Source organism: Paenibacillus amylolyticus (assembly GCF_047302515.1).
In the GTDB taxonomy this organism is placed as follows: domain Bacteria; phylum Bacillota; class Bacilli; order Paenibacillales; family Paenibacillaceae; genus Paenibacillus; species Paenibacillus amylolyticus_G.
This window is the reverse complement of record NZ_CP168019.1, coordinates 1684642-1711025: the sequence shown is the minus strand read 5'-3', so window position 1 is coordinate 1711025 and position 26384 is coordinate 1684642. Positions and strand designations below refer to the sequence as shown.

The window sequence follows — 26384 nt, the reverse complement described above, 5'->3', positions numbered from 1 at the left end:
GTTTGAATTAGCTTAATACCGTGATCAATTTATCTTTCTCATGAACGGTTGCATCTTTTGTTCCTACAACGTCCAGATAATTTGAAGTATTAGTAACAATGATCGGTGTAACCGTCTCATACCCTGCATCCTTAATGGCTTGCAGATCAAACTCAACAATCAGGTCACCTGCGTTAACACGGTCTCCATCTTTCACATGGGTTGTAAAATGTTCACCTTTCAGTTTGACCGTATCCTGTCCAATATGGATCAGCATCTCTACACCATCATCGCTTACAAGACCAATGGCGTGTTTGGTACGATATACGGTTTGAACGACACCTGTGATTGGAGATACCACTCTACCACTGGTTGGACGAATTGCAATCCCTTTACCCATGTGCTCACCTGCAAACGTTACGTCATTAATTTCGTTCAGTGCAACAACTTCACCAGCCATTGGGCTGACGATTTCGTATCTGCTGTTCGGATTTGGATCAAGTACTGGTGCTGGAGCTGGTGTAGCTTCCACTTTGTCTTTGAATCCAACCACGTATGTCAGAATAAAACCAAGGATGAACGCGATACCACATGCAACCAGAGCCATATAGAATCCGGAATCAACGCCTGTTGCCTTATTAATGAAGCTTGGGAAACCGAACACACCCAGTCCACCAAAGATGTATAATTTTGAACCGGCCAATCCCAAGATACCGCCACCGATACCACCTGCAATACAGCTCATGATAAACGGTTTTTTCAGCGGAAGTGTCAGACCGTAAATTGCTGGCTCGGTTACACCGAAGATCCCAGAGATGAAGGCCGGAATACCTAAAGATTTCAATTTCGTATTTTTGGTTTTCAGTATAACCGCAAGTACAGCACCGATTTGGGCAAAGGAGGCAGCGAAAGACATGGCAATTACCGGATCAGCTCCAGAAGTACTCAAGTTAAGAAGCATGACTGGCACGAGTCCCCAGTGGAGCCCAAACAGTACAAACACTTGCCACAAACCACCGATAATCAAACCTGTAACAACTGGACTTAAATCGTAGATGCCAGTTGCTCCTGCACCAATCAACTGTCCTGCCCAAGTGGATACTGGACCAATCAGAATGAATGTTGCCGGAACGATAACGAGCAATGTAAAGAATGGAACAAGGAACGTGCTAACGACTTTAGGAATAATATTTTTAAAGAATCTTTCAATTTTAACAGCGAAGAATGTAGCAATAATGATTGGAATAACCGATGTTGAATAACTCATCAGAATAACTGGAATACCCAGGAACGTAATGTGAATCGGTGATTCAATTAACGTACCTGCAAACAGGGTGTACAATGGATCTCCAGCAGTCAGGCCGGACAGCGTAGGATAAACTAATGAAGCACCTATCGCCATACCCAGGAACGGTGAACCGCCAAATTTCTTGATTGCCGTGTAACCAAGAAAGATCGGGAAGAAGTAGAACAGACAGTCACCCGTTGCATTCAACAGTTGGTACGTTCCAGAAGTGTCTGTAATCCATCCAAAGGATAAAAACATGGCTGTGAAACCTTTGATCATACCTGTGGCAGCCAGCAAACCGAGTAGTGGTGTGAACACACCGGAGATCATGTCAATAAATCGGCTGAACAACCCTACTTTTTTGCCTGAGTTGTCCGTTTCCTCTTCAACTTGTCCTTCACTTGGGAAATTTCCTACTTTAACGACTGCTTTATATACATCCGGCACTTCGTTGCCGATAACAACTTGATATTGTCCACCACTTTGCATGACGGTAATAACACCTGGCAGATTTTTAAGTTCTTCCGTTTTGGCTACGCTTTCATTTTTCAGTTTAAACCGCAGTCTTGTTACGCAATGGAATACACTATTTACGTTCTCGCGACCACCTACACGTGACAGAATGTCCCTAGCTAATTGATCGTAGTTGCTCATTGTAATTCTCCCTCTCTAAGTAGACTCCCCATGACTTTTGAAACAAATAAAACCTGAACCACTGAACATACACAACATACCGGATTGTCCGGAAATCAGTCGTGTTATTCAGCAATTCAGGTTTTGCCCTTAACGGTTGCAACCCTGTAAGGCTGTACACATTGGTATTTAATTATTTGGATAACGAAAGTAAGTTACATTCCATATCCTCTGATCTGAGGATGGTCGGCATTGCCTGATTGAACAGTTACAATCCGATTAATGTATGCGCTTACTTCTTGAACTCATCATAGTACATCTGAACTACGTTTGCAACACTTATTTTTATTAATTTCACAAATACATTTGAGTGACCGAAAATGAAAAAAAGAGACCACTTCGAAAACATCAAAGTGGTCTCTATAAAGTTAATGTTCAGATTAATAAAATTCGCACTAAAGCAGAATTAACCTATAACCGTAACCAATTTATCCTTTTCTTGCACTTCACGACTTGTTGTAGCAACCACGTCCAAATAATCAGCCGTATTAGTTACAATAATCGGTGTTACGGTCTCATATCCCGCCTCAATAATGGCCTGCAGATCGAATTCAACGATCAGATCGCCAACACTCACACGATCTCCATCTTTCACATGTGCAGTGAAATGTTGACCTTTGAGCTGTACCGTATCCTGACCGATATGGATCAGAATCTCTACACCTTGATCATCTACAAGTCCAATTGCATGTTTGGTACGATAAATCGTCTGTACCACACCATTAATCGGGGATACAACTCTCCCACTGGTTGGGCGAATAGCAATCCCTTTACCCATATGTTCACCAGCAAATGTAGCATCATTAATTTCTTGCAAAGGAACTACCTCACCCGTCATCGGGCTGGCAATTTCGTAGCGATTGTTTGGATTAGGCTCAAGTGCAGCCTTCTCTTCTTTTACTGGCTCTGGAGCCTGTTTGGCAGCCTCCGGATTAGCAGGATCTTTGAATCCTACAAAATAAACGAGAACAAAACCTAGTACAAAAGCAATGATAGTGGCAATCATGGCCATCCAGAATTCATAGTTGATCCCCTCTGTGGGACTAATCAGCGCTGGAACACCAAAGATGCCTGAAGCAAATACAAACATTTTGGAACCTGCAAATCCAATAATACCCCCAGCGGTTGCAGAAGCAATACAACTCATAATAAATGGTTTTTTCAATGGCAAAGTAAGACCATAAATAGCAGGCTCAGTTACACCAAAAATCCCGGACACAAAGGCAGGAACACCCAGTGATTTGAGTTTGGTATTTTTCGTTTTAAGCATAACGCCAAGAACAGCACCAATCTGAGCAAAGGAAGCAGCAAACATCATCGCCAGAATCGGATCTGCTTTCAGTGTAGACAGATTGAGCAACATGATTGGTACGATACCCCAGTGTAACCCGAAGATCACCAATACTTGCCACAATCCACCAACAACAATACCGGTTACCAACGGACTCAAGTCATAGATGCCCGATACCCCGGCACCAATCAGCTGACTTGCCCATGTCGCGATTGGACCAATCAAGAGGAATGTTATAGGGACAACAATGAGAATTGTAAAGAATGGCGTGAGGAACGTTCTCACAACAGAAGGAATGATCTTTTTGAAGAACGCTTCTACCTTTGCTCCAAAATAAGCAGCAATAATAATCGGAATGACGGATGAGGAATAACTCATCAAGATAACGGGAATACCCAGGAACGTGATATGAATCGGTGATTCAAACAATGTGCCTGCAAACAGCGTATAGAGCGGTTCCCCACCACTAAGACCGGATAAGGTCGGATATACAAGTGAGGCTCCGATGGCCATCCCGAGGAATGGAGATCCACCGAATTTTTTCATAGCTGTGTAACCAAGGAAGATTGGGAAGAAGTAGAACAGACAGTCACCTGCAGCATTCAACAATTGATATGTTCCTGAAGCCGGGTCCAACCATTCAAGAGAAGTAAACATGGACAGGAAACCTTTGATCATCCCTGTTGCAGCTAGCAATCCGAGAATGGGTGTAAATACACCTGAGATCAAGTCGATAAACTGACCCAAGAGGCTCTCTTTTTTACCGGAAGATTCTGAATCATCACTTGAGACCGGTTCATCCGCATTCATATTACCCACCTGTAACAAGGCTTTATAGACATCAGACACTTCGTTACCCACAACGACCTGGTATTGCCCCCCGCTTTGCATTACCGTTATAACTCCAGGCAGATTTTTGAGTTCGTCTGTTTTGGCATTATTGTCATTTTTTAATTTGAAACGAAGTCTGGTCGCGCAGTGCACCACGCTGTTAATGTTCTGTTTTCCACCAACGCCAGACAGAATGTCTTTGGCTAATTGCTCGTGTTTCATGAAGTCTTTTCTTCCTTTCTGGCTAGACACGGATTCGAAGCATATTGGAGAGAATAAAAAAACCTGAACATCTGAATGTTTGGAACATCCGGTTAACGGTATGTTCAGTCATTCAAGCGTTCAGGTTTTGCCCTAGTGGTTGCAACCCTGCAAGCTGATCTATGGGATTATTCAGAAGTTGCATTCACAACTCTCTCAATATGAATCGTTAAGTACATCAATTCTTCGTCAGTTAGTTGATACGTGTAGTTGCTTTCAATGAATTTCTTGATTTTCTCCGAGCACTTGTGCGCTGCTGGATACTTTTTCTGAATCATCAGGAACAGTTCATCATCGTTGTTGCTCTTGTAATGTTTTCCCTTCACCAAACGTTGGGCGAAAAACTTCAAATGCGTCACAAAGCGATAAAATGTCAGTGAGTTCTCATCAAAATCAATCTTGAAATGATACTTGATAATTGTCAAGATTTCCTGCATGACCTGCGTCATACTCTTGATGTTGGGCATTTCCTCGTTCAAAGCTGCATTGACAAAGTGAAGTGCCATAAAACCGGCTTCGTCCTCGGGCAAGATCACACCAAATTGATCACAGATCATATTGAGCGCTTCCATTCCGACTTCATATTCCTCTTTGTATAACTGTTTTGTCTCCCAGATTAAACCGTTGCGTATGGGCAGATTCTTGCGATACCGCTCAATGGCAAAGTGAATATGGTCTGTGAGATGTAAGTAAATGCTCTCATTTAATTTCTTGCCAAGTTTTAATTTGGCGTAAGCGATGATTTCCTCGGATACTTTCATGTATTCCAGAGGAATGCTTGAGATTAATGCCTTGAAGTTTTCCTGAATATCTTCATTCTGTAAAGTAAATATCTTGTCGATATGCTGCTCGGAAACCATATCACCCGCCCGCTTCTGATAAGCAATCCCCCGGCCAATGATAATAACTTCCTGTTCGTCATTCATTGCAACTACAGCATTATTGTTCAGCACCTTCTCGATTTTCACTTTATCACTCCAATATACAGAAAAAGACAAACCAATCCCTTTTCTCAAGGTATACGGCTTTGCCTGATTCAACAGTTACAACCCGATATGTTGTACGCGCTTCCCTCATAATATTACATATTTCTACACAGTGCAACAAAAAGTTAATATCGAATTAGCATGACTCCTGATCTAGGTAAATATACTCACAGGAGTGAGCAAATCAAGAATTATTTTACAGGGATTCACGGTTTATTGTTTTTGCTTTCTTTCTCCAGTTCCGCTTCGATTCTACGATTAATCATGTTCATTTCTTCTGAACTCAAACGATCGACATCTTTAAATTGCTTATCCATCTCGTACTCTTTCGCCTCACCTTTGTTCATTAACCCTAGATAATTTTTGATATCCCGGATATCTTCACGCATATGCATCGTCTGACGGTAATGATCTATCACAAGTGCAAAAACAATGCCCCCAGCCAAAATAGGACCGAATGGGATCAGATAACATAAAACAAGTCCTATGAGCAAAAATATAACAAAGTACATGATGTAGCGCCCCTCTCATATAAAGTATCTACTTTGCTAAGATAAACGTTTCATAGATTACAAATTAAATCGTTCCTGAATTAACTTTGCCACCTCATCCGGGCTCTTGTGTGTGTTATCAATCCGTATGTAGTGTTCATGTGTGATTTCCCCCGGTTCCGAATTCAATCGATAAAGCTTCATCGTATCAAGCAAATCTCGCTCAGACCACGCGATGTCACGCTTGGTTGGCTTATGCAGCAAGCGATGCGGACTTTTATTGCGCTCCAATCTTTCCGATGGATCAGCCTCCAGTTCCACATAACAGACCTGTCCTCCATTAGATTCGAATAACTCGCTGATTTGACGAATGTACTCTCCGTCTTTCGCCAAATCAAACGCCCATACAAAAGTAAAAATCAGACCCGGCAAATCACTCTTCGCCACTTCTTCAAAAATCTCTTGACGGAACAGATTAACCAGTCGTTTGCCTTGTGGTGTTCCATAGCTGAAATAAGGAGACACCAATTCAATGGTCATATGGTTATGAAACAATTTAAGCTTTGTTATCTTCTCCAGTTCTTGCCCAACCGTCATTTTGCCCACAGCCTGCGGACCAAAAATAATCACCAATTTCATTTGATCACTCCTGACAAGGTAGTGTTCATTCTATTAATTCAATTTTATGGACATTAAACTCTATAATACCTTCTTTAGGGCAAATAAAAAAGAGGTTTCAAGTGATTCCCTCAAGGCGTGAGGGCTTGAAATCTCTTATCTTAAATTACATATGTTTATTTATACTTACCGTCCGATCAGTACCCATCCCCACTTCATCCGGCGCAAACCCATTGCGCAGATCCATGAGATCAGGAGCGCCACAATATAAGATAGTATAATGCCTACGCTGAAGTGCCGAGCCAGTTCATCTGTGAATTCACGCCTCCAGAAGAGCAGTACGAGTGGGTGCATTAAAAATACACCGAACGCAACTGTACCCAAGGAGTCCAGAATACGCGTAGCTTTACGAACCTCGGTATGTTTTCCTGTGCCGATTCGTTCACTAAAGATCAGTAGGAGCAGGCAGGCTGACAAGGTAAACAGATTACGGAACAGGAACAGCACAGTATAGGTTACCACCGGGTATGCAGCAAAAGCGGTTTTGATATAAGCATTACCATATATAAAAATGGCACCTCCACCTATCAACGCAGCTATGAGCACATAACGGTGAGTATACAGTTTGTTCAATGCCCACTCAAAGTTCAACCCAACCCATGCGCCAAATCCAATCACGATCAGATAACTGGGTAACAAACTTCCTGTCCGTTCAAAGTGAAACTGCAAATGTAGTGCATAGAAGATCGCTTGGCCAGCAATAAAGAATAATGGCAAATAACGATTAAACAAACGGTGGCGTGTAAGGGACAGAAGCCATGGAAAAACGATATAGAATTGAAGAATAATCAGAAAAAAGTACAAGTGCGTATGAGCGGTTCCCATCACTAATTGTTTGGCAAATTGAACACCATGGGTCAAAGGTTCTTTGCCCGCAAGCAACTGTTTAATGGCAAAGTAGATAAGGGACCACACCAAATAAGGTACAAACACATTAAATAAACGCTTCTTATAAAAAGCGAGCATCCAACCCTTCTCATTCACCTTGGAGCTGTAGTTGTAGAACAAGACCAGGGAGGACAGGAACAGAAACGCTGGAACGGCAAATTGCAAAAACGTGTTCCAGAAATAATACACATCATGATCTAATGTATGCTTGGGGTAATGCGCAACTGCTGTTGAAGTTGCATGAATAGCTACCACTGCCATGATGGCAAAAGCACGATAGAGATCCAGATACTCAATTCGCCGGGGCCGATTAACCGGTTGATTCATAAAGATAACCTCACTTGTGCCTGATATGGGATGATAGTTTCCGGCCGCAATCCAGATTCTATGCTTCATTTTAATCAGCACACGAGGGTAATACAATCATAATCCATATTATTTTCGTTATATTACATCATTATTCTGCATTATTCGACATTTTCTATCCAGAATCGTTCAACAACGTTGCCATTGGACTCCACATAGTCTTCATCCCGAATGCCACCATTTCGAAGGATAACCCTTCTGGAAGGCTCATTAACCGCATCACATACGACCAATACTATGGAAATTCCAAGCTCTCTCGTTTTCTCCAAAGAAAGCCTGAGAATTTCGGAACCATAGCCATTGTGCCGCTCTCCTGGACGAATACCATATCCAATATGTCCTCCACTGTTGAACAATTTATCGTTAAGCTCATGCCTTATATTCACGGCACCCACGATTTGTTGACTCTCCGTGACCAGCCAATATGTACTGTCTTTGACCCAGCCCTCCGGGATGTCGATCCCTTGTTCATTGCGCTGCAAAAACGCCAACATCTCATCGAACGCATAAGGCTCTTTGGAAATGACCCAAGGTACCATCAATTCTCCACTTCTGACCCAGTCTTCATAAAATGCCAAATACGCATCCTTATAGGCTCGTGATGGTTTAATTAATCTAACTTGTTCTTTCCCCATGATCATTACAACCTCCCAACAGATATTGATATTGCCACGTTCTCTCTTCCAGGACACGACGTTCTTGCTCTTCCATCAAAGAGTCATAAAAGACAGCTTTCACTGCATACGTTGCGGCATGTACCGCATGGCCTTTCACATGGGCAGTTGCAGCTGCGTGTCCCGCCGCACGAGATGCAGCAGAGGCAGCGACATGATCGGCTTCCCTTGCAGCAGCATGAGCTGCAAAAGCCGCCTTTCGAGCATCAACCATGGTAATCTCTCCACGGATCCAACCTCTTCCTGCATCAATGGCATCACGGGCGCGGAGATCATCCGTCTTCTCCTTCTTAAATATATACAAGACACGTGCCGCACACTCCGCAGCCCAACAGGCCAATGTATGGTGATCCTGTTGCTTAGCCAAATCCTCTATTTCGCGGCGCAAAGGTGCATCTTTGAATGCAGGTTTTGCCATGATCATGCTCCTTTCATTGTTCAAATACTACAAATTCACTCTCAGACAAGTTCGAAAAAGGACCTGCGTGTGTGCAGATCCTCTTCAAGTGTACCTCTTACCGCTTATTCTATCATTATACGGACTCTGTCAATGTAGCCTCCTGAACATCCCGATCCTTTTTCGCATCCGTGTCTTTGTACGTAAATTGGTAACTCCCAGATCCCAGTAAGACTTCAACATCGTCTCCAATGTTTTGAATATCCTGAACTCCACTCATCTGGTCCAACTGATTCAACGGTTTCCCTTGCTCCAAAACGATCTGTGCACCTGCTCCAGGAAGACGTACCGTACCTCTCGTATTGACAGGAATATGCACCCGAATCTCCATTTCACCCTCCGCCAGCCGGTGCCAGCTTGAAGAAACTTGACCATACATCGTCTCCAGACTCGCTTCCACCCAATCCAGTCCAGGTCCGGGTTGCGGCTCGATATGTACCATTCGGAATCCTGGCTGATGTTCATCGGACCGAATGCCAGCAACATAACGATACAACCATTCTCCAATCGCTCCGTACGCATAGTGGTTAAATGAGTTCATATCAGCACTCCAGAGACTACCATCCTCTTTGATCCCATCCCAATGTTCCCAGACGGTCGTTGCGCCTTGAGTCACCTGATATAGCCAGGACGGATAATCCTCTTGAAAAAGTAATGTATAAGCCAATTCGTGAAGACCTGCATCACTCAATACCGGATTCAGATAAGGTGTGCCCACGAAACCTGTAGTAAGATGATTGCCCGCCTCTTTCACGAGTTTTGCCAATTGATCAACAGCACGAGTTCGGGCAGTCGCGTCCAGCAGGTCAAATTGAAGCGCAAGAACATGCGCTGTTTGCGTAGGAACAGCAATTTTGCCGGCTGGAGTCACGAATTCATTTCGAAACGCATGAACAATGTTTGTATGCAATTGCTTGTAATATTCAGCATCGTCTTTCTTTCCAAGTGCCTCAGCCGCTTTTTGAGTTAACGACACCGAATAGGCATAGAATGCTGTTGCCACATAATCCGTGTCCGTTGCGCCAACATAACTATCGGGCTTGGAGTCCAGTCCCAGCCAATCGCCGAAGTGGAATCCCGTGTTCCACAGGTACGGATTGTCACCCTGCACGTGAATGTATTCAACCCACCGCTTCATACTCTCATATTGTTCGGCCAGTAATCTGGCATCTCCATACATCTCATAGATGGTCCAAGGACAGATAACTGCTGCATCCCCCCAAGCGGCGGAAGAATGACTGGTGTCTCCCCACCCTTCTGAGGTGGAACCTCTCAGATCTGGAACGAAGAATGGAATACCTCCATCTTCTCCCTGATCCGCTTCCAGATCCCGCAGCCATTTGGTGAAGAAGGGAGCCGTATTCATCAGGTAGGAGGACGTGCGGACAAACATCTGTGCATCCCCGGTCCATCCGAGCCGTTCATCCCTCTGTGGACAGTCTGTCGGCACATCCAGGAAATTCCCCTTTTGCCCCCACAATATATTGTGATGCAGTTGGTTTACCAGCGGACTGGAGCATGAGAACTGACCTGTTTGCTCCATATTCGAGTGCAGTACTATTCCGGTGAATTCATCCAGACGAACGTGTTCCGGAAAGCCAACCAGCTTCACATAACGGAACCCTTGGAACGTAAAATGTGGTTCAAATGATTCCGCGCCATCCCCCTTGCACGTGTAGCGAATACACTGCTTGGCGGCGCGAAGATTATCGGTGTAAAAGTTGCCTTCATGATCCAATATCTCAGCATGGTGCAGCTCAACCGTCTGACCCGCCTCACCTTGAATGCTGAATCTCACCCATCCCACCATATTCTGCCCCATGTCTACTACACGATCTCCCTGTGGGGTTGTTAACAAAGCGATTGGCTGTAGCTGTTCTACTTGGGTAACGGGTACGTTCTCCTGAGCAACGATGATATCTTTGGGATGATCCAGTACGTTCACGGGTGACCAATTCGTCTGAGATGAATCCGACCAGTCGGACTCCATTTGTGCATCATACGTCTCCCCCATATAGATGTCCGACATACGAATGGCACTAGGAGCAGCGGTCCAATCCCCATTGGATATAATACATTCCTCTGATCCATCTGCGTATTTCATATGCAGTTCCAGCAGCAATGCGGACGTTGAACCAAATATCTCCCGTTCTTTGTTCCAGCCAAGATATCCTCGGTACCAGCCATCTCCCAGATTAGCACCTAAAGTATTCTGTCCATCCTGAAGCAGGTGGGTAACATCATAAGTTTGATATTGTAATCGCTTACGATAAGAAGTCCAGCCTGGTGTAAAATAATCTTCTCCTACTCTTGTGTTGTTCATATGCAACTCGTATAATCCAAGTGCTGTCACATATATTCTCGCAGACGTAACCGGTTGTTTCACATTAAACTGCTTTCGCATTCGCGGGCATGACCGTTCCGCATCGTCCGCTGGTTGAGCTGTAATCCATTCCGCTTTCCATCGGTTGTTGCTATTCATCAGTCCCATCTCGAAATAAGCCGTTTCGGACCAGCCCGAATCACTTCCTGCATCATCCCAGGCCAGAATTCGGTAGTAGTATCGCTTTCGCGGAGAAGGCTGAAAATGGTTTAATTCCACATGTATGGATTGATCCGTGTTTATCTTGCCAGAATCCCATGCAATCTCATCAAAATCTTCTGAAATGGACAGCTGGATCTGGTATGCGGATTGCATGCAGTTTCGACGATCAGACTGTAACTGCCAGCTTAATCTCGGTGATTTGACATCAAGGCCTATCGGATTGAATCTATATTCACAGCGAAGGTGACTAACGTTGAACATTAGCAGATCGTCCTTTCCATCTTGGCTTCCCATTCGGGGTTACGATATAATTATATCGATCCTGTTGCTCTAAATACCCGGTAATCAGGACTATTTCATCCGGTGATTCAGCCATCTGTGAGAGGAGGTTGCTTGTGAATTCATCTGTACAACTCATGAAAAGCGAATACTTTCTGCATAATCATCTGCAACTTTTTGTCAATCGTTGCTCTGAAGATTTTGTACTCCCTTTTCACGCACATGATTTTATTGAATATAGCTACGTTGCCGAAGGAAAGGGCTTTCATCATATCGGTGAAGATGTCATTCCGGTGACAAAGGGGATGCTGTTTGTCATTCCTGTCGGCGTTCCTCATGTCTTTCGTCCTGTCAGCACCAACGTAACCGAGCATCCGTTAATTATATATAATTGCTTATTTAATGCTGAATTGATCCACACGCTGACAGCAATCATTCAGGAAAAAGAAATCATTCAACATCTGATGGATCTGGCACTAAATCAGGTTCCTTATATATCCGTTGTGGATCACAACGACCGGATTGAAGAACTAATGGTGAAGCTGTATCGGGAATCCTCCGTTCCGGGAATCGGTTCGTCTACCATGTTATACACCCTGGTAAGCCAGCTGGTATTGATGACCTACAGACAACTCAATCAAGAGGTTCATGATGAAGAAATCCATTCCACTGATTTTGAGTACATTCTTCATTATCTCAAGCAACACGTAAGCAATCGTATTCGGATGTCTGATCTGGTACGTGTATCCGGCTGGAGCGAAAAGCAGATCGGACGAATGTTTCTACGGCATACCGGACAGACCTTTAGCAGCCACCTGCAACATCTTCGTATACAAAAAAGCTGCGAACTTCTCAAGAGTTCAGGGCACAAAGTCAGCCTGATTGCGGAGCTCGTCGGTTATCGGGATATGGATTCATTCTATGCTGCATTCAGAAAAATAACAGGCGAAACACCTCTCGCCTATCGCAAAAAATCCAGAGCACAGCACTCTGGACAATAAGATTTACTTTCAGACACCAACAACTTGTAACACTTCATCTATGTATGTCTTGGCCTCTTTCCATGAAGACATCAACGGAAAGTTGTATCGCTCACGCTCCTGTATATTCCACGGATGTGGGATACATATGACCTTTTTGCCATCCTCATGCGCGGGGATCAGGTTATGTGCTCCATCATCAATGAGCAGATCGAAGCTGAGCAGGTTTTTTCTTTTGCATGTAATAAACTGTTCTGCGGTTATAAAAGGCATATGCTGCTGAAGCCAGTTCCACTTCTCAACGACTGTTCTTGGTTCTGCTGCCGTCACAACAATAACATCATAAGCATCGTTCAGCTTTCGCATCTCATCTACAACATATTCGTCGTATAACTCCAATTCCTCGAACAGACCCGGCCGGCCATAAAATACATCATGCGTGCTCTCTGGATGACGCAAATGGGATGTATCCCAATGAATCATATCCTCGTAGCGCAACGGATGGGTCGGGAAGTTGAGGTTGTTGTGATATATAGCCCGCTTGACCAAATGACATATCGTGTCATCCATATCTACAGCAATAATAGGCTTCTTCATGGTTATCCCTCCCCCAATACGATCACAGTATACCATCCAGAATGTTATGTAGTCATCTTTTTTACCTTGAAATGCCAATAGCGTTGATGAGAATACCACCTGATCATATAAAAAAGGCGCCCCGGCGCCGCAATACATGCTACGCCCGGGGTGCCTATATAGTTGATCTATTCCAAATTCTCGCCATTCGAGGCAATGACTTTTTGGTACCAGCCAAAGCTCTTTTTCTTATAACGATTCAATGTGCCTTGTCCGTTGTCATCCTGATCCACGTAGATCACGCCATAACGTTTGGACATTTCCGAAGTGGATGCACTGATGATATCAATCGCTCCCCAGTTGGTATATCCCATCAGGTCCACACCATCCATAACGGCTTCTTTCATTTGTGTGATATGTTTTCTCAGATAATCAATACGATAATCATCGTTGATGGAACCGTCTGCTTCAACGGTATCTTTGGCGCCAAGGCCGTTCTCTACCACAAACAATGGCAGTTGATAACGGTCATACAGCTCTTTCAGTGCAACGCGCAGACCGATCGGATCAAGCTGCCAGCCCCACTCTGTACGCTCCAGATTCGGGTTCTTAATTGTACTGTACAGGTTGCCTCCAGTTACTCCATATTCCTCTGGGTTCACTGCGGACACCAAGGATGTGTAATAACTGAACGAGATGAAATCAACCGTGTGCTCACGCAGGATCTGCTCGTCCCCAGGTTCCATGGCAATGGTAATCCCGTTCTCTGCCCAATACCGAGCCATAAACGTTGGATAACTACCACGAACTTGTACATCCGTATGCAGCAGGTTCAGCTGATTATCGATCTGTGCTTGCAGCACATCCTCTGGCTTCGACGTCGCCGGGTAATGAATCATACGTGCAAGCATACATCCGATCTGGAAATTCGGGTTAATCTGACGTGCTTGCTCTGTCACCAGGCTGCTGGCTACAAATTGATGATGAAGTGCCTGATAAGAAGCCTGCATCGTGTTCTCAACTCGGTCTTCAATAATACCGCCGCCTGTGAACGGTTCAATAATGGTCGTATTAATCTCATTAAACGTCAACCAGTATTTTACTTTGTCCTTGTATCGGTTCATCACGGTTTCCGCATATCTTACAAAATGTCCAATCACTTCGCGACCAGCCCAGCCGTTATATTTCAGAACAAGTGCCATAGGCATCTCATAATGCGAGAGGGTTACAAGTGGTTCGATATCGTATTTCCGGAGTTCATCGAACACTTCGTCATAGAAGCGCAGTCCCTCTTCATTTGGCTCGGCATCATAACCATTCGGGAAAATACGCGGCCAGTTGATGGACAGTCGGAAGGTCTTGAAGCCCAGCTCGGCGAACAATGCAATATCCTCTTTGAAACGGTGATAAAAATCAATCCCGTAACGTTTCGGATAACCTTCCGCACTATGATGTGCCATTGCTTTCTCAACCGTTGCACTGGTGACATGCATCAGTTCTCTAAGATTGGTATAATCCTTTTTCTCAAAATAAGGAACCATGTCCGCTGTGGACCATCCTTTGCCGCCAGCGTCGAATCCACCTTCAGCCTGATTGGCGGCAATAGCGCCGCCCCATAGAAAACCTTCCGGAAACCCTTGTCGATTAATCATTCGTATCTCTCCTTCTTCTGTTGATATTGTTAGTCCTGAGACAGAGCGTTTAGATTTCAGCTTTCAATACGTCTTCACCCATCGTAATTTCGCCCAATTTCACAGGTAAAACCTGCTTGTAATCAGCCGTATTGGTAACGACCATAGCGGTTGTGATGTCGTATTCTTTTGCAATCTCGGCCAGTTCAAACGTGAGTAGCTTGTCTCCAGCCTGTACACGTGCTCCTGTAGCAACATGTGCATCAAAATACTGTCCACGCAGCTTCACCGTGTTAATTCCAACATGAATCAACAATTCCATTCCGTTATCACTGCGGACAACGATCGCATGTTTTGTTTTGAACACATTCATGATGGTACCTGTCACTGGAGAAACCAATTCGCCCACCGTTGGAACAAATGCCACACCTTTACCCATCAATTCATCACCAAATGTTGGATCGTTGACTTCTTTGAGCGGGATGGATTTACCTGTCATCGGTGCAACAGCTACTGCATCACTCGTTGGTGTTGGATCGCCCATGTCGTCCACATTTACGGTTGCAGCTTCGTTGGAAACAACTTTCGCTGGTGCTGTAGAAGCACCCGGTGAGAATTGAGCTAACGCCTCAGCGTCTCCTTCTTCTTCTTTGATACCAAATATCGTAGACATGATTGCACCCACGATAAAGGCCAAAATCATGCCGCCAAAGGAATACCAGAAGGTCTGTCCGATCAGGGAGGGAAGTCCTGGGAGACCACCATTACCCGCAAGTACATACGCTTTCGCGCCAAAAGCAAGTGCGAATCCGCCACCCACTGCACTACCAATCATCGCTGCGGCAAATGGTTTTTTATACTTCATGTTAACCCCGTACATAGCCGGCTCCGTTACACCCATGAGTGCGGTGAAGCTCGTAGACAGTGCCACGGTTTTAAGTTTTTTATCTTTTGCCCGGAAGAATACGCCGAGTGTTGCACCAGCCTGACCCATATTGGAGATAAAGGTCAATGGCAAGAATTTATCAAAGCCCAGTGTAGCGATATTACTCAGGATGATCGGCACAAGTGCATAGTGCATTCCTGTCATAATAATGAGCGCCATCGCGCCGCCAAGAACAATACCTGCAATCAATCCGCCTTCATTCAGCAGCCAGTTGATGCCGCCAGACAGTCCGCTACCTACAAATGTACCCAATGGACCGATCGCAATCAGCGTTACCGGAACCATTACAAGCAAGGTAATCAGTGGCACAAGCAGCAGCTTGAGTGCAGCAGGGATAACGCGGTCAACCCATTTCTCAACATAGGACATCAACCAAACAGCGAGTAAAATCGGAATAACCGATGAAGCATAACTTACTGCTGTAACTGGGATTCCCAAAAATCCAACCGATTCACCGCTAGATAACAATGCTGTCATATCTGGGTACATCAGTGCTGTACCTAGTGCAATCGCAACAAACGGGTTACTGCCGAATTTACGAGCAGCGCTGACTGCAATCAGTAAAGGCAGGTAGTGGAATACGCCGTCACCGATGGCTGAAAGAATACGATACGTATCCGTTCCGGCAGACATCCAACCTACGGACACAAATAGTGCAAGTAATCCCTTGAGCATACCTGCCGCAGTAATCGCTGGAAGCATCGGGGCAAAGACACCTGCGATTGTTTCAAAAATTTTCAGCACGACATTTTGTTTTTTATCCGACTTTGGCTCTTTGTTTTCTGTACTTTGTTGGATTGCCGGATTTTCCTTCACCATGGCATCGAATACTTTTGCCACATCATTACCAATAATGACCTGGAATTGATCTCCGGAAATATTTGTTCCCATGACCTTATCCAGTTTCTTGAGTGAGCCGTTGTCGACTTTCTCGTTATCTTTCAGATCAAAGCGCAAACGTGTGACGCAGTGATAAACTGAGTTAATATTGTTTGTTCCCCCAACGGCTTTAATGATTTCCTGCGCCGTTTCCTGATGTTTCATGATGTTTTCCTCCTCATTTTTCCAATAAAAAATACCCGAACGAATCTAGCGCATATTGATGGCGCCATCTCATTCGGGTATTGCCTGATTGAACAGTAACAAGCCCATAGTATATCCAGTTGTGATTTGATTCTATTGCGTGGACTTTTCGTCCCGCTTGGTTTTCATCAAACGTTCCAGATGGAGCGTTAGATATAACTGCTCAGAGTGAGTCATGTCATACTGATAGTTCTTATGGATAAAAGTCTCGATCTTGCCAATACATTTGAATGTCTCCGGATAGTTTTTCCGAACCACTTCATATAAATACTCCTCAGCATCATCATGTGAAGAATGTGTAATGACACGCTGACAGAAATATTTCAAATGGGTGATGAAGCGGAAATAATTGACGCTATCTTCATCCAATTCGACGTTGAAGTGATATTTGATGATATTCATGATCTCCTGCAACAGCTGCATCAGATGGGTGACATCGTTCATGGAATCATTGACTTCCGCATTGATGAAATGTAAGGCAATATTACAGATTTCATCTTTGGGAAACTCAATATCCAGTCTTTCCTTCAGCAAGGTCAGTGCTTCTCTGGCCACATCATACTCCGCCTTATAGAAGTGCTGAACTTCCCAAGAAAGTGGATTACGAGTAATCATTCCTTTTTCCAAGCGTTGAACAGCAAAGTGTATGTGATCAGACAGCGAGACATAGATTCCGTCACTGATGGTTTTGTTCAATTGCGTTCGTGCCAGTGTCACAATATCATCGGTTGCCTGCAGAATCTCAATCGGCACTTCAGCTACGATGGATTTGAATTTCTCATAAATCGATGCATCCTGAAGACGAAATACCTTCTCAATCCGCTCTTCATCAATCTCATCGCCTGCTTTGAACTTAAATCCGATACCCCGGCCGAGGATCAGTAGTTCCTGATTTTTGTCATCCACGGTACTGACAATATTGTTATTAAATATCTGTTTAATAATCATTATGGACCCACCTGGTTTTTTTTGAGGAATAAAAAAGGGCAAAACCAAAACAGAAATAATAAAATCATTTCCATAGTGGTTTTGCCCGCATTACCGGTAACAAGCCTCGGATATAATTTATCATAACCTGAAAACGGTGTCAACCCAAAAATACTACTATTGCTATTCCACTTCATTCCCTCACATGAGTCTTTTCCCTAAGCTTCCACGTTTAAGGGTGCATATGCTTTAGTATTCACATTTTGGAGCAGATTCAAACGAAATCAACCAATAAGCATCACTTGATCACTTGCTTCGAACAAAAAAGACCCTTCTCTCGAAGGGCCCACCGTATTATTGCTGGAACGTCACATTAATCTTTACAATCTCCGAACGACTACTTGTGCGAATTGGAGGTCCCCAGAAGCCAAATCCTGAGGTTACGATGGAGTGCATAGAGCCCTTTTGCAGATAACCCCAATCATTCTCGTAGATCGCTTGTGTAATGAACTGAGCCGGGGCAATCTGACCACGGTGGGTGTGACCGGATACGACCAGATCTACATTATTCTGCTCCGCAATATCCAGATCATACGGCTGATGATCCATCATAAGTACCGGTTGGGTCAAATCAGTGCCTTGCATTAAAGTAGCTACTTCTGCCCGATCCTTCTCTGTTCGGTCTTTCCGACCAATGAGGGTGATCTTGTCATTCAGCACGATCTTGTCATCGTACAAAACTTGCATGTTGCTCTTCTCCAGCGCAGCAATCAGATCTTCAATCGGACCATCAAACTTATCGTGATTCCCGAGTGAAGCATAGACACCGTATGGGGCCTGAATTTCACTGATAATATCGGCAATTCCGCTATTGAGGTACATATCCAGATTGTCATCAATAATATCTCCAGGATACAGCACTAGATCCGGCTTCAGTGCATTAATTTCCTTCACCATGCGTTTGGCATGTGCAGGGCCAGACAGAAGTCCAAAGTGCATATCGGCAGCCATGACAATGTTGAGCTTGTCTACACCTTCTACTTTTTTATCAATCTGAATGTTATACATTCTCACTACCGGGCTGTAAGCGTTAAAAATTCCATAACCTAATGTGGACACTAATAACACCAGCGTAACGACACCTGCCCACTTCTGTGTGTGATGTCTTGGAATACGGGTTAATCTCAGCAACCACATCGTCAGGTGAACGACGGGCAGGATCAGCAATAACAACGAAAAGATTGCCAGCCAGTAAGAACCGATGATACCGAGGAACGAGATGCTTCCAAATACCCGTGCAAGAATGAAGGAAACAGCAAGGAATACAAGCGCAATAATATAAAACCATCGAAATCTGGCGGACACAACTGGTTTCATCCAACTCCAACCGCTCCAGCCTATGTAGAACACTAATAAACCGTATACGACCAAAAACAATATACCCGCTAATACAAACATGCCCGGTCTAACCTCCACGTCAATAAGTTGTATTCTGAATTTTCATCACGGATGTAGTTCCGTCTGAACAAGTATAACGCAGTTGAAGGGTCAGATCATCTGTTTGCCAAACCCAGATTCGTACATTTTATTACAATTTAATGATATTCAAATTCGAACCATTAACCAGAAAAAGCATTCCCGCAGCCGCCCTGAATAGTTAAATTCAAGGATAACTGCAGGAATGCTATATTTTCGGAATTAAAATTACTCGTTAGTGTCCATCCACTGGAAGTGGAATGAACCTTCTTTGTCCACACGTTTGAATGTGTGAGCACCGAAATAGTCACGTTGTGCTTGCAGCAAGTTTGCTGGTAAACGCTCTGTACGGTAGCTGTCGTAGTAAGAAAGAGCGCTGGAGAAGCCAGGTACCGGAATACCTTGTTTTACAGCAGCCGCTATAACTTCACGCCATGCACCTTGATAAGATTCAACGATGTTTTGGAAGTAAGGATCAAGCAGCAAGTTTTTGAGTTCTGCATCTTTGTCATATGCTTCTTTAATGTTTTGCAAGAACTGCGAACGGATGATGCAACCACCACGGAATATCATGGCAATGTTACCGTACTTCAGATCCCAGCCGTATTCATCGGAAGCTGCACGCATTTGTGCAAATCCTTGTGCATAGGATACGATTTTACTTGCAAACAATGCTTTACGCACGTTCTCGATGAACGCTTTTTTGTCGCCGGAGAACGCTTCAGTTGCTGGTCCATTCAGGATTTTGCTAGCTGCTACACGCTCGTCCTTCATCGCAGAGAGGAAACGGGAGAATACGGATTCCGTAATCATGGACAATGGTACGCCGAGATCCAGCGCACTTTGGCTTGTCCATTTACCTGTTCCTTTTTGTCCAGCCGCGTCCAGAATGACGTCAACCATTGGTTTACCTGTTTCTGAATCGTATTTGGAGAAGATATCTGCCGTGATTTCGATCAGGTAGCTGTCCAGCTCCCCTTGATTCCACTCGGTGAAGATCTCATGCAACTCTTCAACGGAAACGTTCAATACGGATTTGAGCAAGTGATAAGCTTCACCAATCAACTGCATATCTCCGTATTCAATACCGTTATGCACCATTTTCACATAGTGTCCGGCACCGTCTGGTCCGATATATGTGCTACAAGCGTCATCGCCAACTTTAGCGGAGATCGCTGTAAGGATCGGTTCTACCAACTGATAAGCACTTTCCTGGCCGCCTGGCATGATTGCCGGGCCTTTCAGTGCGCCTTCTTCACCACCGGATACACCTGCTCCGATGAAGCGGAAACCTTTTTCTTCCAGTTCTTTACTGCGACGTTGTGTATCAGGGAAGTAAGCATTACCTCCATCGATAATAATGTCGCCTTGATCCAGATGAGGAAGCAGTTGCTCGATCGTTGCATCTGTTGCTTTTCCTGCTTGCACCATGATCAGAATTTTACGCGGAGACTCCAGGGATTCCACGAATTCTTCAATCGTGAACGCACCTGTCAGGTTTTTACCTTCTGCTTCTTTCAGAAGATCGTTCGTTTTCTCCGGGGAACGGTTAAATACCGCTACCGAGAAACCTTTGCTTTCAATATTCAAAGCCAGGTTTTTACCCATTACTGCCAATCCAATAACACCAATCTGTTGTTTACTCATTATGTCCTCCCAATACTCCATTATTTATATAGTAAGTTGAAACGAATGAATGGTTATAGATTATTGTACTGTTTTTTTCCAGTCAGCTGCAAATTTGTCCATACCTTGATCTGTCAGTGGGTGTTTGGAGATTTGTTCAATGACGGAGAATGGAACAGTAGCAATATGTGCTCCAGCCATCGCTACACGTGTAACGTGATCCGGATGTCTTACAGAAGCCGCAATAATCTGTGCATCCAAGTTATGTGTACGGAACAATTCAGCAATTTTGGTAACCAATTGTACGCCATCCTCGGAGATATCATCAAGACGTCCCAGGAATGGGGATACATATGTCGCACCAGCACGAGCAGCCAGGAGAGCCTGGTTCACAGTGAAGATCAACGTTACGTTGGTTTTCACACCTTTTTTAGTCAAGTAACGGCAAGCTTCAAGTCCTGCAAGTGTCATTGGCAATTTAATCGTGATGTTTTTGTCGCTGTTGTTAATTTTGATCAATTCGTCTGCTTGCGCGATCATTTCTTCAGCAGTAAGGGCATCTGGTGTCACTTCCGCAGAAACGGACTCCACTTCAGGTACCAAACGCAAGATTTCTTCAATACGATCTTCGAATTTCACGCCTTCTTTGGCTACCAAAGATGGGTTTGTTGTTACGCCAGACAATACGCCGATTTTGTATGCTTTTTGGATATCTTCCACGTTAGCTGTATCGATAAAAAATTTCATGATTAAATTACCTCCGGATATATTATTTATTTTGGTTTAGAGATTCGCATTAACCGCCAAGGGTATGCTATTTGTAACTACAGACTCCTGATCCGCCGGCTCATCAAACCACCAGTGGTGACCTTCTTCTTCAAGCATAACATCTGATTCAACCGGTCCATAGCTACCCGCAGGATACAGGTGAAGTGGCAACAGATTTTCCTGGAATGCATCCAGAATTGGCTGCACCCATGCCCATGACAATTCTACTTCATCCCAGTGGGCAAAGAAGGTTGGATCACCCAGCAAAGCATCACGAATCAGATTCTCGTAAGCCTCCGCGAGGTCACCTTTGTCTGGAGAAAGATCAATATGAACCGGTTTGAATTCACCTTTATTCTCAGGATCACTTGCATTCAGTTGCAATGTCATGCTCTGATCCGGACTCATCTCAATGACGAGCAGGTTTGGTTTGGAACCTTTGTTTTTCAGCACATTTGTCTGTCCTGAAGGTTCTTTGAATTCAATCACGATACGTGTTGATTTCTCCTTCATTCTTTTACCCGTGCGAATGTAAAACGGAACACCACGCCAGAAGAAATCATCAATTTGCAATTTGGCAGCAATGAATGTGTCATTCATCGTATTCTCGGCTACACCCGGTTCAGCAGTATACGCATTTACCGGTTTACCTTGAATGTTGCCTGCTGCATACTGTCCACGGATGATGTTTGCGCCCACAGTTTGTTTTTGTAACGGCTGGATCGATTCCATAATGTGTTTTTTCTTCAATCCAACTTTTTCGGAAGTACTGTTGTATGGAAGCTGGATCGCCATCATCATGAGCAATTGCAACATATGATTCTGGAACATGTCTCGCACTGCACCAACATGATCATAATAGGATGCACGTTCTTCGACACCTACAGTCTCATTCGCCGTAATTTGTACATTGGAGATGTAACGGTTGTTCCATAACGCCTTCATGATTGGGTTACTCTGATGCAACGTCTCCAGACGCTGTACCATCGGTTTGCCCAAATAGTGGTCAATCCGATAAATCTCTTCCTCCGTGAACGATTCGCTTAATTTGCGATTAAGGTCTCTCGCAGACTGTAGATCGTGACCAAATGGCTTCTCGATAACGAGGCGTTTCCATCCCTCTGTGGAACCCAGTCCACTTTCTTGAATGTTCTCGGCAATCGGTTCGAAAAATTCCGGACCAACCGAGAGATAAAACAAGCGATTGGACGGAATGCCAAGCTCAGCTTCTCTTTGTTCAACTAATCCCAACAGCTTTATATAATCTTCCTTATGGCTTATATTCAATACACTGTAGCGGAAAGCTTTCACAAATGACTTCACAACTTCAGGATCAGCTTGGCGTCTGGAAAATTCATTTAATGATTTTTCCACTTGTGCCTGAAAGAATTCATCAGACCAATCTCTACGCCCCAGACCAATCAATGAGAAGGTTTCAGGAAGCTTCTGCTCAAGATATAAGTTATATAAGGCAGGATATATTTTTCTTTTGGCTAAATCGCCAGTTGCACCAAATAAAACAATGGTAGTTGGTTCCATCTTACCGTTCTCCTTCCAAGTAACTCTGGTTTCTTTGTTGTAGTTACACTATAATACGTTTTATAGCTATACAAGTAATTAATATATTTCACAGGAGCTATAGACCACATCTATGACTACAAATTACGAACTATATAAAGTCTTTTATTGGGCCGCCAAAACGGGAAGTTTGACACAGGCTGCGAAAGCACTGTATATCACTCAACCCAGCGTCAGTCATGCCATTAAACAATTGGAAGAGAGCTTTGGTCTTACCTTGTTTTATCGAAATTCCAAGGGTGTAGCGTTGACACAGGAAGGTGCCAGTCTATACTCCTATATTGAACAATCCCAGATTCTGATCTCACTTGCGGAAGAAAAAATGGCCGCACTGAAGAATCTCGACAATGGTGAACTCCGGATTGGTGGCAGTGACTCCCTGTTCAAGCATTACATGCTGGCGTATCTAGAGGAATTCCACACCTTGTACCCTAACATCAAGCTACATCTGAGTCATGGAACCACGCCGGAAGTGATTACCTTTTTGAAAGAAGGCAAGATTGATCTTGGTGTTGTTCGGATGCCCATTGTTGATCCACAGCTAGAAGTCAGGGAAAGTATTCAGTTGAAGGACTGTTTTGTAGCCGGGGAACGTTATGCTCAGTTGAAGGGGAAAGTCATGACACTTGAGATGCTTCTGGAGCATCAACTGATTCTCTTCTCCCGAAACAGCCGGGTTCGGATGGCTATAACCGAGTTGTTTAACAGCTATAATTACACGTTGAAACCTGAGATTGAGGTCGGTAGTGTTGATCTGTTGATTGAGTTTGCGCGTCGAGGACTGGGGATTTCCTATGTTACACGTGAATTTATATCCAAAGAGCTGGAGGAAGGTTCTCTCTTCGAAATTCAGCTTGATGTCCCGCTCCCCCCTTCCCATGTGGGGATTATGACCAAACGCAATATGCCGATTTCTCTGGCTGCCAACCGGTTTATGGATCTCATTTTCAAATCCTGAGTTGGTCACAATGTCAAAAGGTACAACAAAGAGCCCCACCGTCCAGTTATGGAGGATGAGGCTCTTTGGCCTGCATAATGTATGTGTTTATCTAACGATTAAAGACTCACCAGATAGGACGCGTCCAATATAAGGGCAACCTTACCATTACCAAGGATCGTTGCTCCAGACAGATGGTTCATCGCTCCCAGATACGTACCTAGCGTCTTAATAACGACTTCCTGATTTCCTATAATCTCATCTACTGCGTAAGCTGCAATTTTATCAACGGAACGCACGATCACCAAAGGAATGGTTTTGGATTTACGGTCCGTTCGTGGATAGTTGAGCCTGTCGCACAGTCGGTGAAAAGGTACAATTCGTCCATGATTCAGGATCGCTTGTTGCCCCTGGATCATCTGAATATCTTCAGGTGAAATTCGAACAATCTCAGCAACATTATACATCGGCAAGATCAGCACACGGCCCGACACTTTGACTAACAGACCTTTAATAATCGCCAGTGTGAGTGGTAGACGAATCGTAAACGTGGTACCCACACCAACCTCCGTATCAATATCAATGATACCGTTGAGTCGCCCGATCTGACTACGCACGATGTCCATTCCAACGCCGCGTCCTGATACTTCACTGACAGAAGAAGCCGTGGAGAAACCAGGCTCAAATATGAGATGGACAGCTTCCTGTGTTGTTAGGCGTGCAGCCTGTTCCTTACTAATGATACCTTTGCCCAAGGCGGAAGCTTTGATCTTCTCACCATCGATACCTTTGCCATCATCCGAATAACGAATGACAACATGATTTTCTTCATGAAACGAAGTTAATGTAATACGTCCTTTGGACGGCTTACCGTTCTCCGCCCGAACCTCTGCACTTTCAATGCCGTGATCTGCACTGTTGCGGATGAGATGGATCAGCGGGTCACTCAATTCTTCAATAATCATCCGGTCAAGCTCAGTCTCTCCACCTTGAATAACCAGTTCCAGATCCTTACCCAGCTTCTGTGATAGGTCACGAACCAATCTCGGGAAGCGACTGAATAGTTGATCAATGGGTAACATCCGTGTCTTCATCACACCTTCTTGGAGTTCCTTGATTACCCTGTTCATATGATCGGATACACCACTAATACTCCGGATGAGTGTTGAAGACTCCTTACGCGCACCCGATCCACTCAGATCTGCAAGGGATGTTTGATCAATTAACAGTTCACCGACCAAATTCATCAAATGGTCCAGACGCTCAACACTCACACGAACTGTAGGTTGCGCAGCTTTCACTTTCTCATCCGGCCCAGTTGTATTCACGGTAGGCAAGCTTTGTTTCGATTGCACTGTTTCAGAGATTAATTCAAGTGGTGCAGAAGTCGCTGCAACCTCATTGGATTCCAGCAGATATGGATCTATCTCCAGCATATGAATATCCGAGTCTGAAGACAGCTCTGCCTTAAGCTGCTGGGGATCCTTCGACGTTGCTACGATGATGATGAACTGACCATAATGATCATCTTCATTCTGCGCGCCCGGTTGGCTCTCCATGAGCGAAGTAGCGACAACCGTACCACAGATGTCCTCAATGCGTTGTCGTAAAATATGATATCTGGCCGCTTTCATCATGCACTTCTGCTCCAGCACGATATGAATGGACAATAACTGCTTGCCTGACACTATAGCCACCTGTGCCACAATCGATTCTGCTGGTTGCAATTGAGGTACTTTAAGTTGCCCGACTACTGCCGCGGTCTGAATTAAATCCTTTATTTCTCGTACTACCGCTCGAAAATCTGCATAGGCTTCCCCACGGATGTACTGATCACGAAGCACCTTCATGGCGTCCAAAGAGCGGAACAACGTATCAATTAGCTCCGAAGTCATCTCCGGTTTTTTCTCCCGGACCCATTCAAGGGCATACTCCACTTCATGCGTGAGATCGCTTAATTCACGAAAATCCATTGTGGATGCCGATCCCTTGATGGTATGGGCTGCCCGAAACAGCGTCTGAACCAGTTCAACAGAAGGTGAAAGCTCCAATGCCAGTAAAGACTGATCCATACGTTCCAGTTGATCATTCAGTTCTTCGATAAAGATGTCACGGTAGGCAGACAAATCCATCATTCGTATATACCTCC

Annotated in this window: 21 protein-coding genes; 2 read left to right on the top strand and 19 right to left on the bottom strand. The window is 44.4% G+C overall.

The genetic code is table 11. The features are described 5' to 3' along the window. Positions 1–7: 7 nt before the first annotated feature. The 10 genes from ACDJ59_RS07630 to ACDJ59_RS07585 form a co-directional block, all read right to left on the bottom strand. Positions 8–1921 (bottom strand): beta-glucoside-specific PTS transporter subunit IIABC, encoded by a 1914-nt coding sequence (locus ACDJ59_RS07630; protein ID WP_413408194.1) that lies wholly within the window; start codon positions 1919–1921, stop codon positions 8–10. Between the two features lie 445 nt (positions 1922–2366). Further along, positions 2367–4304, bottom strand: a complete 1938-nt coding sequence (locus ACDJ59_RS07625; RefSeq protein ID WP_413408192.1) for a beta-glucoside-specific PTS transporter subunit IIABC — start codon at positions 4302–4304, stop codon at positions 2367–2369. A gap of 167 nt (positions 4305–4471) precedes the next feature. After that, positions 4472–5311 carry a BglG family transcription antiterminator LicT gene (licT, locus tag ACDJ59_RS07620; protein ID WP_036613486.1) on the bottom strand — a complete coding sequence of 280 codons (840 nt, stop codon included), beginning with the start codon at positions 5309–5311 and terminating at the stop codon, positions 4472–4474. 224 nt (positions 5312–5535) lie between these two features. Continuing rightward, a complete protein-coding gene (locus ACDJ59_RS07615; RefSeq protein WP_413408191.1) occupies positions 5536–5841 on the bottom strand; it encodes a hypothetical protein in 306 nt (101 codons plus the stop codon). Positions 5842–5898: 57 nt separating this feature from the next. Then, positions 5899–6459, bottom strand: coding sequence for a shikimate kinase (locus ACDJ59_RS07610; RefSeq protein WP_413408190.1), 561 nt, complete (start codon positions 6457–6459; stop codon positions 5899–5901). A 165-nt stretch (positions 6460–6624) separates the two neighbouring features. Continuing rightward, on the bottom strand, positions 6625–7782 hold the full coding sequence (locus ACDJ59_RS07605; RefSeq protein ID WP_413408188.1) for an acyltransferase: 1158 nt from the start codon (positions 7780–7782) through the stop codon (positions 6625–6627). Positions 7783–7853: 71 nt separating this feature from the next. After that, positions 7854–8393 carry a GNAT family N-acetyltransferase gene (locus ACDJ59_RS07600; protein WP_413408186.1) on the bottom strand — a complete coding sequence of 180 codons (540 nt, stop codon included), beginning with the start codon at positions 8391–8393 and terminating at the stop codon, positions 7854–7856. Next, positions 8368–8844: a putative immunity protein gene (locus ACDJ59_RS07595; RefSeq protein ID WP_413408185.1), complete on the bottom strand. Its 477-nt coding sequence runs from the start codon at positions 8842–8844 to the stop codon at positions 8368–8370. Before ACDJ59_RS07595 ends, ACDJ59_RS07600 begins: the two co-directional genes overlap by 26 nt. Positions 8845–8959: 115 nt before the next feature. Further along, positions 8960–11581, bottom strand: a complete 2622-nt coding sequence (locus tag ACDJ59_RS07590) for a family 78 glycoside hydrolase catalytic domain (RefSeq protein ID WP_413408183.1) — start codon at positions 11579–11581, stop codon at positions 8960–8962. A gap of 94 nt (positions 11582–11675) precedes the next feature. Continuing rightward, complete coding sequence (locus tag ACDJ59_RS07585) at positions 11676–11846, bottom strand: hypothetical protein (protein WP_413408181.1); 171 nt, start codon at positions 11844–11846, stop codon at positions 11676–11678. Between ACDJ59_RS07585 and ACDJ59_RS07580 the strand changes: the two genes are divergently transcribed. After that, a complete protein-coding gene (locus tag ACDJ59_RS07580) occupies positions 11845–12708 on the top strand; it encodes a helix-turn-helix domain-containing protein (protein WP_413408179.1) in 864 nt (287 codons plus the stop codon). The two genes, ACDJ59_RS07585 and ACDJ59_RS07580, sit on opposite strands and share 2 nt — an antisense overlap. A gap of 9 nt (positions 12709–12717) precedes the next feature. On the opposite strand, the gene ACDJ59_RS07575 is transcribed toward ACDJ59_RS07580, so the two are convergent. The 8 genes from ACDJ59_RS07575 to zwf form a co-directional block, all read right to left on the bottom strand. After that, positions 12718–13284 (bottom strand): 5' nucleotidase, NT5C type, encoded by a 567-nt coding sequence (locus ACDJ59_RS07575; RefSeq protein WP_413408177.1) that lies wholly within the window; start codon positions 13282–13284, stop codon positions 12718–12720. 167 nt (positions 13285–13451) lie between these two features. Next, positions 13452–14915 carry a glycoside hydrolase family 1 protein gene (locus ACDJ59_RS07570; RefSeq protein WP_413408176.1) on the bottom strand — a complete coding sequence of 488 codons (1464 nt, stop codon included), beginning with the start codon at positions 14913–14915 and terminating at the stop codon, positions 13452–13454. Positions 14916–14964: 49 nt separating this feature from the next. After that, entirely contained in the window at positions 14965–16884 is a 1920-nt protein-coding gene (locus tag ACDJ59_RS07565; protein ID WP_413408174.1) for a beta-glucoside-specific PTS transporter subunit IIABC, read from the bottom strand. Between the two features lie 132 nt (positions 16885–17016). Beyond that, entirely contained in the window at positions 17017–17871 is an 855-nt protein-coding gene (licT, locus tag ACDJ59_RS07560) for a BglG family transcription antiterminator LicT (RefSeq protein ID WP_036613466.1), read from the bottom strand. Between the two features lie 333 nt (positions 17872–18204). Continuing rightward, positions 18205–19308, bottom strand: coding sequence for a metallophosphoesterase (locus ACDJ59_RS07555; protein ID WP_413408172.1), 1104 nt, complete (start codon positions 19306–19308; stop codon positions 18205–18207). Positions 19309–19554: 246 nt separating this feature from the next. Beyond that, positions 19555–20973, bottom strand: coding sequence for an NADP-dependent phosphogluconate dehydrogenase (gene gndA, locus ACDJ59_RS07550; RefSeq protein WP_413408171.1), 1419 nt, complete (start codon positions 20971–20973; stop codon positions 19555–19557). Positions 20974–21033: 60 nt separating this feature from the next. Then, positions 21034–21699, bottom strand: a complete 666-nt coding sequence (fsa, locus tag ACDJ59_RS07545; RefSeq protein WP_036613461.1) for a fructose-6-phosphate aldolase — start codon at positions 21697–21699, stop codon at positions 21034–21036. Between the two features lie 36 nt (positions 21700–21735). Beyond that, positions 21736–23259, bottom strand: coding sequence for a glucose-6-phosphate dehydrogenase (gene zwf / locus ACDJ59_RS07540; protein WP_127549457.1), 1524 nt, complete (start codon positions 23257–23259; stop codon positions 21736–21738). Positions 23260–23371: 112 nt separating this feature from the next. On the opposite strand from zwf, the gene ACDJ59_RS07535 reads away from it, so the two are divergent. Next, entirely contained in the window at positions 23372–24256 is an 885-nt protein-coding gene (locus ACDJ59_RS07535) for a LysR family transcriptional regulator (protein WP_036672843.1), read from the top strand. A gap of 98 nt (positions 24257–24354) precedes the next feature. On the opposite strand, the gene ACDJ59_RS07530 is transcribed toward ACDJ59_RS07535, so the two are convergent. Next, positions 24355–26370: a chemotaxis protein CheW gene (locus ACDJ59_RS07530; RefSeq protein WP_413408169.1), complete on the bottom strand. Its 2016-nt coding sequence runs from the start codon at positions 26368–26370 to the stop codon at positions 24355–24357. Positions 26371–26384: the final 14 nt, after the last annotated feature.

What these genes read in the sequence shown, in the direction of transcription:
- ACDJ59_RS07630 (WP_413408194.1), bottom strand. Translation starts at nt 1,921, where the DNA reads ATGAGCAACTACGATCAATTAGCTAGGGACATTCTGTCACGTGTAGGT.
- ACDJ59_RS07625 (WP_413408192.1), bottom strand. Translation starts at nt 4,304, where the DNA reads ATGAAACACGAGCAATTAGCCAAAGACATTCTGTCTGGCGTTGGTGGA.
- ACDJ59_RS07615 (WP_413408191.1), bottom strand. Translation starts at nt 5,841, where the DNA reads ATGTACTTTGTTATATTTTTGCTCATAGGACTTGTTTTATGTTATCTG.
- ACDJ59_RS07610 (WP_413408190.1), bottom strand. Translation starts at nt 6,459, where the DNA reads ATGAAATTGGTGATTATTTTTGGTCCGCAGGCTGTGGGCAAAATGACG.
- ACDJ59_RS07605 (WP_413408188.1), bottom strand. Translation starts at nt 7,782, where the DNA reads ATGAAGCATAGAATCTGGATTGCGGCCGGAAACTATCATCCCATATCA.
- ACDJ59_RS07600 (WP_413408186.1), bottom strand. Translation starts at nt 8,393, where the DNA reads ATGATCATGGGGAAAGAACAAGTTAGATTAATTAAACCATCACGAGCC.
- ACDJ59_RS07595 (WP_413408185.1), bottom strand. Translation starts at nt 8,844, where the DNA reads ATGGCAAAACCTGCATTCAAAGATGCACCTTTGCGCCGCGAAATAGAG.
- ACDJ59_RS07590 (WP_413408183.1), bottom strand. Translation starts at nt 11,581, where the DNA reads ATGCAATCCGCATACCAGATCCAGCTGTCCATTTCAGAAGATTTTGAT.
- ACDJ59_RS07580 (WP_413408179.1), top strand. Translation starts at nt 11,845, where the DNA reads ATGAAAAGCGAATACTTTCTGCATAATCATCTGCAACTTTTTGTCAAT.
- ACDJ59_RS07585 (WP_413408181.1), bottom strand. Translation starts at nt 11,846, where the DNA reads ATGAGTTGTACAGATGAATTCACAAGCAACCTCCTCTCACAGATGGCT.
- ACDJ59_RS07575 (WP_413408177.1), bottom strand. Translation starts at nt 13,284, where the DNA reads ATGAAGAAGCCTATTATTGCTGTAGATATGGATGACACGATATGTCAT.
- ACDJ59_RS07570 (WP_413408176.1), bottom strand. Translation starts at nt 14,915, where the DNA reads ATGATTAATCGACAAGGGTTTCCGGAAGGTTTTCTATGGGGCGGCGCT.
- ACDJ59_RS07565 (WP_413408174.1), bottom strand. Translation starts at nt 16,884, where the DNA reads ATGAAACATCAGGAAACGGCGCAGGAAATCATTAAAGCCGTTGGGGGA.
- licT (WP_036613466.1), bottom strand. Translation starts at nt 17,871, where the DNA reads ATGATTATTAAACAGATATTTAATAACAATATTGTCAGTACCGTGGAT.
- ACDJ59_RS07555 (WP_413408172.1), bottom strand. Translation starts at nt 19,308, where the DNA reads ATGTTTGTATTAGCGGGTATATTGTTTTTGGTCGTATACGGTTTATTA.
- gndA (WP_413408171.1), bottom strand. Translation starts at nt 20,973, where the DNA reads ATGAGTAAACAACAGATTGGTGTTATTGGATTGGCAGTAATGGGTAAA.
- fsa (WP_036613461.1), bottom strand. Translation starts at nt 21,699, where the DNA reads ATGAAATTTTTTATCGATACAGCTAACGTGGAAGATATCCAAAAAGCA.
- zwf (WP_127549457.1), bottom strand. Translation starts at nt 23,259, where the DNA reads ATGGAACCAACTACCATTGTTTTATTTGGTGCAACTGGCGATTTAGCC.
- ACDJ59_RS07535 (WP_036672843.1), top strand. Translation starts at nt 23,372, where the DNA reads ATGACTACAAATTACGAACTATATAAAGTCTTTTATTGGGCCGCCAAA.
- ACDJ59_RS07530 (WP_413408169.1), bottom strand. Translation starts at nt 26,370, where the DNA reads ATGATGGATTTGTCTGCCTACCGTGACATCTTTATCGAAGAACTGAAT.